Source organism: Evtepia gabavorous, assembly GCF_003425665.1.
GTDB classification, from domain to species: domain Bacteria; phylum Bacillota; class Clostridia; order Oscillospirales; family Oscillospiraceae; genus Evtepia; species Evtepia gabavorous.
The window spans coordinates 22,057-33,403 of record NZ_QQRQ01000019.1 but is presented as its reverse complement, the minus strand read 5'-3'; the positions used below and the strand labels follow the sequence as shown (position 1 = coordinate 33,403).

Annotated in this window: 5 protein-coding genes; all 5 read left to right on the top strand. The window is 62.0% G+C overall.

All coding sequences use genetic code 11. The features are described from left to right. Nucleotides 1–469: aminoacyl-tRNA hydrolase (gene pth / locus DV520_RS09750; protein ID WP_117142592.1), on the top strand; the 469-nt coding region annotated here is incomplete at its 5' end. 141 nt (nt 470–610) lie between these two features. Continuing rightward, nucleotides 611–4,009: a transcription-repair coupling factor gene (gene mfd / locus DV520_RS09745; RefSeq protein WP_117142591.1), complete on the top strand. Its 3,399-nt coding sequence runs from the start codon at nt 611–613 to the stop codon at nt 4,007–4,009. Nucleotides 4,010–4,169: 160 nt separating this feature from the next. Next, nucleotides 4,170–4,622 (top strand): hypothetical protein, encoded by a 453-nt coding sequence (locus DV520_RS09740; RefSeq protein ID WP_117142590.1) that lies wholly within the window; start codon nt 4,170–4,172, stop codon nt 4,620–4,622. Nucleotides 4,623–4,765: 143 nt separating this feature from the next. Continuing rightward, nucleotides 4,766–6,022, top strand: coding sequence for an acetyl-CoA C-acetyltransferase (locus tag DV520_RS09735; RefSeq protein ID WP_021919745.1), 1,257 nt, complete (start codon nt 4,766–4,768; stop codon nt 6,020–6,022). 952 nt (nt 6,023–6,974) lie between these two features. Then, entirely contained in the window at nt 6,975–11,153 is a 4,179-nt protein-coding gene (locus DV520_RS09730) for an S-layer homology domain-containing protein (RefSeq protein ID WP_117142589.1), read from the top strand. The last annotated feature ends 194 nt before the right edge of the window (nt 11,154–11,347 follow it).

Genomic DNA, 11,347 nt, shown 5'->3' with positions numbered 1-11,347 from the left:
GGAGAATCTCCCGGTCCAGAGACTCAAGCACAAGGCCCTGACCAACACCGCCCTTATCGGCGGGAAGCCGGTGCTGCTGATGAAGCCCACCACCTACATGAACCTGTCCGGGGAGGCGGTGGGGGAGGCGGCCCGGTTTTACAAAATCCCCCCCGACCGGGTGCTGGTGATCTCCGACGATGTCTCCCTGCCCCAGGGCAAGCTCCGGGTCCGCCGGAGCGGGTCCGCCGGCGGGCACAACGGGCTGAAAAACATCATTGCCCACCTGGGCACCGACCAGTTCCCCCGGATCAAGGTGGGGGTGGGCGGCAAGCCCCATCCCGACAGTGACATGGCCGACTGGGTCCTCAGCAAGTTTACCGGCCCCGACCGGCAGGCCATGGAGGCCGCCATCGCCCGGGCCGCCGACGCGGTGACCTGTCTGCTGTCCCAAGGGGTGGACCAGGCCATGGCCCGGTACAACGGCTGATCCCCCAGTCCGCCGCCCCGTTTGTCGGGGCGATTCTGCCCGAAAAAACAGCCCACCCCCACCGCCCCCGGCGGTGGGGGCGACCTGTCGTGGGGCCCTATGCCCACCCACCTCTATTCCTACCCTGAAAGGAGTTTTGCTATGTCCGCCCCCCTCTCCCTCCCCGGTCTGACCCAGTTTCTGTCCCGGCTGGAGGATTATCCCCGGCTGCTGGAGGCCGTGGACCAGGGCAAGCAGACCATCGCCCTGTCCGGTCTGTCCGCCGTCCACCGGGCCTATCTGGCCGCCGCCCTCCACCAGTCCACCGGCCGCCCCCTGACCCTGGTATGCCCCGACGACGGAGAGGCCCGGCGTCTGGCGGGAGACCTCAGCGCCCTCACCGGGGCGGAGGTGCCGGTTCTCCCCGCCCGGGACTTCCTCTTTCACCCCGGGGCCGCCTCCCGCCAGTGGGAGCACCAGCGCCTGGAAATTCTGGCCCGGCTCCACCGGGGGGACTGTCCGGTGCTGGTGGCCACCGTGGAGGGCCTGCTCCAGCGGACCATGCCCCCCGCGGTCTTCGCCGCCAGCTGCCGCCAGCTCCATGTGGGCCAGGTCTGTCAGCCGGAGGGGCTCACCGACTTTCTGGTTCGGGCGGGGTACACCCGGTGCGACCAGGTGGAGGGGACAGGGCAGTTCGCCCTGCGGGGGGGCATTCTGGACGTCTTCTCCCCCGGCCTGGACCTGCCGGTGCGGATGGAATTTTGGGGGGATGAGATCGACTCCATGGGCCTGTTTGACCCGGTGACCCAGCGGCGCACCGCCCAGCGGGAGACCTGCACCCTCCTGCCCGCCGGGGAGGTCCTCCTCCCCCAGGACGACCCCTGGACCGGCCCCCCGGACCTGGCCCTGGGCAGGGTCTATGACCAGCTGACCACCCCGGCGGACTATCTGCCCGGCAACGCCCTGGTGGGCCTCTGTGACACCCCTCGGGTGGCCGAGCGGGCCAAAAACTATCTGTGGCAGCTGGGTCAAGACATCACCGCCCTACTGGAGCAAGGGCTGCTCACCGGCAAGCCACCGGTGCTGGCCCCGGCCTTTGAGGCCCTGTGCGCCGGCCTGGCCCCCCGGACCCTGCTCTACCTGGACGCCTTCCCCACCGGTGCGCCGCCGGTGCCCCCAGCGGCCCTGCTCTCCTTCACCGCCCGGCAGCTGTCGGGCTACGGCATCCGCTTTGCGTCGGTGACGGAGGACCTGCTGCAGTACCAGAAGGAGGACTTTGCCGTGGTGCTCCTGGCCTCCAGCCGGCGGAAGGCCGACGCCCTTCAGGCCATGCTGCGGGAGAAAAGGGTGTTCTCCGCCGTGGACGAGCGCCTCCACGACCTGCCCGCCCCCGGCCGGATCACCATCGCCGTGGGGGGGCTGTCTGCGGGCTTTGACTTCCCCGACGGAAAGTTTGCCGTTCTGGCGGAGGGGGAGGCCCTGCCCGCCCGATCCCCCCGAACTCGCCGGCCCAAGGCGGACCCCACCACCCGCCAGCGGCTGGAATCCTTCACCGACCTGGCCCCCGGGGACCTGGTGGTCCACGAGCACCACGGCATCGGCCGGTTTGTGGGCATGGTGAAGATGCCGGTGGACGGGGCGGACCGGGACTACATCAAGCTGCAGTTTGCCGGCGCCGACATCCTCTACGTCCCCGCCCTCCAGCTGGACCTGGTGTCCAAATACATCGGCGGCGGGGACGACCCCGGGCGCAAGCGCCTGTCCAAGCTGGGGGGCACGGAGTGGGAGAAGTCCAAGACCAAGGCCAAAAAGGCCGCCAAGGATATGGCCAAGGGGCTCATCCAGCTCTACGCCCAGCGTCAGCGGCTGGCCGGCCATGCCTTTGCCCCGGACACCCCCTGGCAAAAGGACTTTGAGGCCCTCTTCCCCTATCCAGAGACGGAGGATCAGCTTCGCTGCGCGGCGGAGATCAAGGCCGATATGGAGAAGTCCATCCCCATGGACCGCCTTCTCTGCGGGGACGTGGGGTACGGCAAGACCGAGGTGGCCTTCCGGGCCATTATGAAATGCGTGCTGGAGGGCAAGCAAGCCGCCCTGCTGGTGCCCACCACCGTGCTGGCCCAGCAGCATTACATGACCGCTCTGAAGCGTTTCTCCCATTTTCCCGTGGAGATCGAGATGATCTCCCGGTTCCGCACCGCCGGACAGACCCGGGACATCCTCCGCCGGACAGCGGAGGGAAGCGTGGACCTGCTCATCGGCACCCACAAGCTCCTGGGCAAGGACATCCGGTTCCACGATCTGGGCCTGCTGGTGGTGGACGAGGAGCAGCGGTTCGGGGTGGGCCACAAGGAGAAGCTGAAAAAACTCACCAGCCAGGTGGATGTGCTGACCCTCTCCGCCACCCCCATTCCCCGGACCCTGAACATGGCCCTTTCGGGCCTGCGGGACATGTCCACCCTGGAGCAGCCCCCCACCAACCGCCAGCCCGTCCAAACCTATGTCCTGGAGCATGACTGGGGCCTGGTGGCCGACGCCATTCGCCGGGAGCTGGACCGGGGCGGTCAGGTCTATTACCTCCACAACCGGACCGAGACCATCGACCGCACCGCCGCCAAGCTCCGCGCCCTGCTGGGCGAGTCGGTCCGCATCGCCACCGCCCATGGAAAAATGGACCAGGAGCAGTTGGGAGACATCATGAGCCAGATGACCGACGGGGAGCTGGACATCCTGGTGTGCACCACCATCATCGAGACGGGCATCGACCTGCCCAACGTGAACACCCTTATCATCGAAAATGCCGAGACCTTCGGCCTGGCCCAGCTCCACCAGCTCCGGGGCCGGGTGGGTCGCTCCACCCGCCGGGCCGCCGCCTACCTCACCTATCGACCCAGCAAGGTGCTCACCGAGGACCAGTCCAAGCGGCTGTCCGCCATCCGGGAGTATGCCGCCTTTGGCTCCGGGTTCAAAATCGCCATGCGGGACCTGGAAATCCGGGGGGCGGGCAACCTGCTGGGGCCCGAACAGTCCGGGTTCCTCATGAGCGTGGGGTACGACCTCTACCTGCGCCTGCTGGAGGAGGCGGTGCTGGAGGAGCAGGGCAAGCCCGTGGTGCGGGAGACCCTTTGTACCGCGGACTTCGCCGTGGCCGCGGCCATTCCGGAACGGTATATCCCCGCCCCGGAACAGCGGATGGACCTCTACCGCCGCATCGCCCGGGTCCGCACCCAGGAGGAGGGGGACGACATCACCGACGAGCTCATCGACCGCTACGGCGATCCCCCTGTGGGGGTGGCCAACCTCATCGCCATCGCCCTGCTGCGGGCCCGGGCCGCCGCCCTGGGCATCACAGAGCTGGTGCAGAAGGAGGGCAGCCTGCGCTTCTCCCTCCCCCAGCCCGACTTTGCCAAGGTGGCGGCGGTGTGCGGCCTGGAAAAGTACAAGGGCCGCCTCCTCTTTTCCGCCGGCGACAAGCCCTATCTGTCCCTGCGGCTGAAAAAAGGGGACGACGTGCTGAAGCTGGCCGGCATCGTCCTGAGGGATTTTGAGGCCGCCGGCTGAGCTCTCCCAAACACAGACCACCCGCCGGGCGTTTTTGCCCGGCGGGTGGTTTTTCTCCCTGCTCTTTTTTCTGCTCCCCTGCATTTTCCTTGCCTTTTTCCGCCGTCCTGCGTATAATGAAAGCATTCTACCCCTGCCAAACAGAAGGAGAACCGATGCTATGAACAAGAAGAAACTCCGCAATATTCTGCTCCCCATTGTTATCATTGCCGTCATCGTGGCCTGCTATGTGGGTTATTTCATGCGCACCCAGCCCCTCCTTGACTGCATGACCGGCACCGACATCCCCTCCACCGGAGAAATCACCCGGTACGATGAGGCCCACAAGGACGGCGTCTCCCTGGCCGTGACCAGCCCCGACCAGGTGTCCGGCCTGTGGCAGGCCATCCAGGACACTGAGGTCCGCTTCGTCCGGGGCCGGGGCACCGCGGTCGCCCCTCCCGGCGGGGTTTACTATGAGGTCTCCCTGACCAGTGCGGACGGCGCCTCGGTCTATGGTTTCGGCTGCAACTCCAACGAGGACCTTGTCATCCAGGGCTCGGCCTACGTCATTGTGGGAGAGAGCCAGATTCTCCAGGCTTTGGACGCCCTCTTCCCAGATTCGGCGGAGTAACCCGCCGGGCCGCCAAAAAACTTGGAAATGCCCCGGAAATTTTCAAAAATACAGTTGATTTTTGCAGGCACGGCAAGTATAATGTTGCGGTAAATGTACGCTTTATGCATACCTGTTAAACTTTTTTGGAGGTACGATCTATCATGAGAGACGTATATGTCATCAGTTCCTGCCGTACTGCTGTCGGCACCTTCGGCGGCTCCCTGCGGGATGTCCCCGCCGCTGACCTGGGCGCCACCGTCATTGCCGAGGCCCTCAAGCGCGGCAACGTCAAGGGCGAATGGCTGGACGAGGTTATGTTCGGCAACGTCCTGTCCGCCGCTCAGGGCCAGAACGTGGCCCGTCAGTGCATGGTCAAGGCCGGTGTGCCCCTGAAGGTGCCCGCCTACACCGTCAGCATGGTCTGCGGCTCCGGCCTGAAGTCCGTCATCGAGGGTGCCCGCGCCATCCAGTGCGGCGACGCCGACCTGGTGATGTGCGGCGGCACCGAGAGCATGAGCGGCGCTCCCTATGCCATCCCCACCAACCGTTGGGGCGCCCGGATGGGCCACACCCAGATCATCGACACCATGATCAAGGACGGCCTGTGGGACGCTTACAACAACTATCACATGGGTACCACCGCTGAGAACATCTGCGACATCTGGGGCATCACCCGGGAAGAGCTGGACGAGTTCGGCTACAACTCCCAGATGAAGGCTCTGGCCGCCATCAAGTCCGGCCGCTTCGAGGACGAGATCGTGCCTGTCATGGTAAAGAAGAAGAAGGAGACCGTGGAGTTCAAGGTGGACGAGCATCCCAAGGACACCACCCTGGAGAAGATGGCCAAGCTGAAGGGTGCCTTCCCCACCTCCGCTGACGGTGCGCTGGACAAGGTGGAGATGACCTTCGAGGCCACCCACATGACCCCCTCCGCCGACAACACCGGCGTGCAGCGGGTCACCGCCGGCAACGCCTCCGGCCTGAACGACGGCGCAGCCGCCATCATCATCGCCTCCGAGGAAGCTGTGAAGAAGTACGGCCTGAAGCCCCTGTTCAAGGTGGTCTCCTGGGGCCAGGGCGGCGTCGATCCCAAGATCATGGGCACCGGCCCCATCCCCGCTTCCCGCCAGGCTCTGTCCAAGGCCGGCCTGACCATCGACGACATGGACCTGATCGAGGCCAACGAGGCTTTTGCTGCTCAGTCCATCGCCGTGGCCCGTGAGCTGGGCTTTGACATGTCCAAGGTCAACGTCAACGGCGGCGCCATCGCCATCGGCCACCCCGTCGGCTGCTCCGGCGCCCGGATCATTGTCACCCTGCTCCACGAGATGATGAAGCGTCCCGACGCCAAGAAGGGTCTGGCTACCCTGTGCATCGGCGGCGGCCTGGGCGTGGCTGCCATCTTCGAGAAGTGCTAATACACTTCCATTCTCTGGCAGAATCATGTAATTTTGGCGGCGGTCCATTTGGACCGCCGCCTTTTTTCCCTCATGCCGGAAAGCCGCTTTGCCCGACTATCCGCATCGCCCCATGACAAAAGCCGCCGGAGAACCTCCGGCGGCTTTCATCCACTCCCTTTCCGCCTGACGTCCGGGGAGGCCAACCATCCTCCCCAGACCGGCCGGAGAAAAACAAAATGCCGTGCAGGGGCAGATCCTACACAGCATAACAAACGACAGCATCGTCTTGGTACGCACAACGCGCCGCAGGGATGTTTTTCTTCCGCCCTTTTCTCTCCACTCAGCCGGGAGTTTCCTTCCATGCCACCGCCCCTCGGCGGGACGGGGAAAAGGACTTGCCAGCTCACCGGCGGCCTGCGGCCGTCCGTCGCGGTATCGTCAACCGGCGAAAGTTATACGTATTTTCCACGAAAAATGGAAAAAGGAAGGTTGGTTTGTTCCCGTTGAAAGGCAAGAAACCCTCTTACATACGGGGTGAAAAAACGGTATAATCATCTTGCGGTGCGGCCTGGTGGCCGTTGTGTAGGTGCTCTGTTCACCTGGACAGGTTTCCGGGAGTTGCCGCTCCCGGAAACTGCCGCTTTTTTTGTTTTTCGGGTTTATTGTAACAATATTTGTCGAAAATAGCAAGAGGGAAAACAAGAACTTTTGTGACTTTCCCGGTCGGCCGGGCTGTCTTCCCCCTTTGCCGCGCTGCCCCAGGGCAGCGTTTTTTACTGGGTTTCTCCCTGGATTTTTGGGCGTTTCCGGCGGATTTCCAGCGGGGACGGAATTGACAGGAAAAAACCGCCGTGCTACACTAAGGCTCGTTGGTTAGCATTCGCTAATCACCTTCTGCCGCCTCTGCGGCAGAAGGCCCTTTTCACCCCAAGAATTAGCGTTAGCTAATCCCATCCATAGGAGGAACACAATGAGAGACAAGAACCCTGTTATCATGGGGTTGATAGGGGCTCTGCTCCTATCAACCCCTGCTGTGGCTGCCACAGCAGACGACTTTACGGATTTTCCGTCGGACTGGTCGGCCCCGGCCCTGAGCCAGGCCGTGGAAAATGGACTGCTGAACGGTTACGATGGAAAAATCAATCCCACCGGCCTGCTGACCCGGGCCCAGATGGCCACCATGGTCAACCGGGCTTTCGGCGCCACAGCCACGGCCTCCCTGTCCGGTTATGAGGATGTGGCACCCACAGACTGGTACTATGAAGAGCTGGCCAAGGCCGTGCAGATGGGGACCTTCCAAGGGGACAACGGCGCCTTGCGGCCCAATCAGCCCATCACCCGGGAGCAGGCCTTCGCCGTGCTGGCCCGGGCCTTTGTGCTGGAGGCGGAGGACACCGACGCGCTGAACACCTTCCCGGACAAGGGAGAGGTCTCCTCCTGGGCCGCAAACGCGGTGGCCGCCCTGGTGGAGAACGGCTACGTCACCGGCTCCAATGGCAAGCTCAACCCCAAGTCCCAGATCACCCGGGCGGAGTTTGCCCAGGTCATCAGCAATCTGGCCGGCACCTATGTGGACCAGAGCGGCCCCGCGGCCCGGATGGTGGCGGGCAATGTGATTGTCCGGGGGGACGCCGTCTCCCTGGACCACTTGACGGTTCACGGGGACCTGATCCTGGCCGATGGCGCGGCCAACGTCTCCCTGGACAACGTCCGTGTAACGGGACGGATCGTCATCCGCGGCGGCGGAGAGGGCGTCCAGCTCACCGGCACCTCCGCCGGCAGCGGCACCGTGGTGGCAAACCCCAATGGCACCACCCGTCTGGACGCCTCTGCCTGCGATCTGGGGACGGTCACGGTTCAGTCTGACCTCTCCATCGACGGTAAGGTAGACCGGGTACTCGTGTCCGAGTCCGCCCACATCACCGTTGAGAAGGGGGCCGCCGTGGACGCCATTACCGTGGCGGCCGAGAACACCCGGATCACCGGCAACGGCAAGGTCTCCTCCGTCCAGGCCAATGCCAGCCAAGTGACAGTCTCCACCCAGGGAACCAAGGTATCCGCCGCTGACGGGGTCACCGGAATCAAGGCTGGCGACAAAACCGTCTCCCCCGGCAAAACGGAAACCGTTCCCTCTTCCAGCGGCGGTTCCGGCGGAGGCAGCTCCTCCGGTGGGGGCAGTTCCTCCGGTGGGGGCGGCGGCACCACCCAGCAGGACCTGGTGGTGGCCAGCCAGACCAAGCTGGTGGACCTGGGCTGGAGCCAGTTCGTGGCGGTGCGCTTCACCGACGGCAACAGCCTGGAAAACTGCACCGTGACCGTGGATGGCACCGATGTCACCAGCGCCTGCACCCCAGTCACCGACGACGGTTCCCTGGTCAAGTGGGAGATTACCGCCCTGAACCCCGCCAAAGTGGTGATCTCCAAGGGCAGCCAGCGCCAGACGGTTGCCCTGACCGACAACGCCAATCCCACGGCACCGGCGGTCGGAGAAAAAGCAGAGACCTATTACTTCCTGACCAACGGTCCGGTCTATGTTTGGGACTATCATCTGACCAATTACGACGCCGCCGGACAGGTCCGCGTCAAGCCCGGCAAGACCACCTTCAGCCTGACCAACCAGGACGCGGATGCCATTGCATACTACTCTCCCGATGCGGTTCTGAAGAAGGACGATTCCGCCGGAAACATCTATAACGTAAGCGGCACCGTGGAACTGATGTTCAACTACGCCAACGGCACCGAGGCGGAAAAAGCCTGGGTGGACGGGATCACCAACGTGGCCCTGGTGGCCGCGGATGAGAGAAACAACACCCTCAACGAGAAGCTGGACTACACCCTGGACAAGGCATACCCCCACAACGGCGGCACCGTGGCCTGCATCCAGGTCCCCCTGGGACAGAGCAACTTCTTCTCCAACGGCCGCTATCAGCTGCGGGTCACCTCCCAGGGAGAGAGCAAGCTCTTCCCCATCCACGTGGTAAACGAAACCGTCCCCTCCATGACCCTCACCGAAGCCTCGGTAGAATCTGGCAAGAATGTCCACTTCCAGGTCCAGGATATGACCTACGGCATCACCATGCCCATCTACCGGGTGGACCTGACCGACCCCGCCGGCAAAACCACCACCCTCACCAAACTTGACGACTGGTACCTGATTGGCGATACCTTCGTGCTGTACAACGACAAAACCAATCATATCCCCACCAAGGGGACATACCAGCTGACGGTATACGCGGACGGGTTCCAGTCCTTTTCGAAAAAATTCGAGGTAACGAAAGGAACGGACCCGGCCTCCGCCAACCTGCCCAAGGGGCTTGCCATCGACGCCCTGTCCGGCTCCACCAGCAGCGGCGGCGCCACCTCCGGTTCCGGGTCTGAGGGCGGCAGCAACACCATGAACGCAAACCTGGTCTTCCAGGCAGACCTGCTGATCAACGCAGAAATTATGACCGAGCTGAAAACCGGCAACGCGTCCGCCCAGGCCATTGTGGAGCGCTGGGACAGCATGACCCACGACGCGGTCTATCTGGAAGGGGCAGAGGAAGTCTACACAGCCAGCGGCTACTTTGACGCCGTCAATACCGCGCAGAGCAGAGGCACATACCTGTCCTTTGCCGAGTACATCCAAACCGGCAGTGCCGTGACCACCCTCAACCGCCCCTACGCGGTCAAGCAGGTCCTGGAAGACAACCTGCTGGGAGAAACCACTTCCTTCAGCGAGACCGCCAGCAAGCCTGTGCCGGACCTGACCCTGGTAAAGGAGGAGGACGGCCAGTATACCGCGGTCTCCCACGTCACCGAGGGTACCGATCCTATATTCCTGTGCAAGGATAAAGCATATCTGACTGCTCTGGCAGAACAGGGCAAGCTCTACCTGAATGACGCCACGTACAGCGGCGCGGAACTGGACACGGACGCCTATACCATTGACAAAGCAGCGGGCACCATCACCCTGGACCAAGAGAAGCTTGGAACCAAGCTGGAGCTGGGCGCCAACACCCTGACCCTCTCCGTGGAGGGCTACCAGACCGCCAAGCTCACCTTCTCGTATCAGAAGGCGCTGGAGGAGGTTTCTCTGAATGCGCCGGCAGAGCCCATTGCGCTGGGAGAGGCTGTGGTAATTACCTGCAACGGCCATCACAGCGGTGACACGTGTGATTTCTTCGCCAGCATCACTTCTGTAAAACTGACGGGGCCGAATGAGCAGGAAAGATCCGTCCTCCCTGAGGGTCAGGAAGGCACAGGCTATGGCTATTCTTTCAACGGAACCACATTAACGCTCGGTAAAAATCTGTTTACGGAATCGTGGGCAAACGTAGCGGGGACATATACTCTGACCCTTTCCGCAGCGTATGGCTATGAGAAACAGACGGTAACCTTTACGATGAAAGAAAAAGAGGAAACCCCGGAGCCCACAGCAAAAGAGCCCCCAACGGTTCAGGAAATTACCCATCAAACAGGATACGATGAGTATTATCGGGTGTCTTTCCGCGATAACGATGACGATGTGAGTGCTTATCTGAACGCAGTAACCTCCGCCACCTTAAATGGTGATCTGTGTGAAAAAACATCTTTTCTTGATGACGATGTGAAAGGCTTCAAAATCGGCATTGGCAGTCAAGGCGCAGCCTACCTCGATTTTAGTGTAGCCTGCTTTCCTTCTGGAGAAGAGGTAGCTGTCACCGTCTCGGCAACTGGCTACGAAGATTTGACCTTCACTGTGGGCAGCGATGGAAACCTGGTGACAGATAGTACAGACCCGGACCCAGGCCCCGAGGAACCTTCTATTTCTGTTCCCACCACGGCGCCCAGTATTGAAAAGAAGACAAACTCTTCTGGCAATACTTATTATGAACTGAAATTTGACGAAGCGGATCAGGCATGGGTGAGCAAGATATCTCGTATAGTAAGGAATTCTACGGCGGAATACTCTTTTGAAGATTCCCTCGATGATATTGGCATCGGGAACACCTGTTATTTAGACAAAGAAGAAAACGTTGTAGCAATGGCGTTTCCGAGTGATCTTTCAGCTGCAACATATACTATTGTGATTTCTTCTGACCAATCAGCAGACCTGACCCTGGAAGTCACCATTCCTGGATTGTTCGGAGGGGCCCTCAGCGTAACAATTAAAACCGCAGATTCCTAAAAGAAGAAGTGTAATACTTCCTATCCCCTCCCAGGGCACGGCCTCCCGCCGTGCCCTGGCCTTTTTCCCCTCCTTTCTCCAGAGAAATCTCCCTTTTGCGGACATTCATCCCCCTGAGAAAGTACAAGCAGAGGGCAATTTGCCCCCATTTTTTCACAAAATGCCAGGCTCCCCTCCTCTGGTTTTTTTGAGAA

Bases quoted from the DNA above. Each gene is read 5' to 3' on its own strand.
- DV520_RS09730 (WP_117142589.1), top strand. From the start codon at position 6,975: ATGAGAGACAAGAACCCTGTTATCATGGGGTTGATAGGGGCTCTGCTC.
- DV520_RS09735 (WP_021919745.1), top strand. From the start codon at position 4,766: ATGAGAGACGTATATGTCATCAGTTCCTGCCGTACTGCTGTCGGCACC.
- mfd (WP_117142591.1), top strand. From the start codon at position 611: ATGTCCGCCCCCCTCTCCCTCCCCGGTCTGACCCAGTTTCTGTCCCGG.
- DV520_RS09740 (WP_117142590.1), top strand. From the start codon at position 4,170: ATGAACAAGAAGAAACTCCGCAATATTCTGCTCCCCATTGTTATCATT.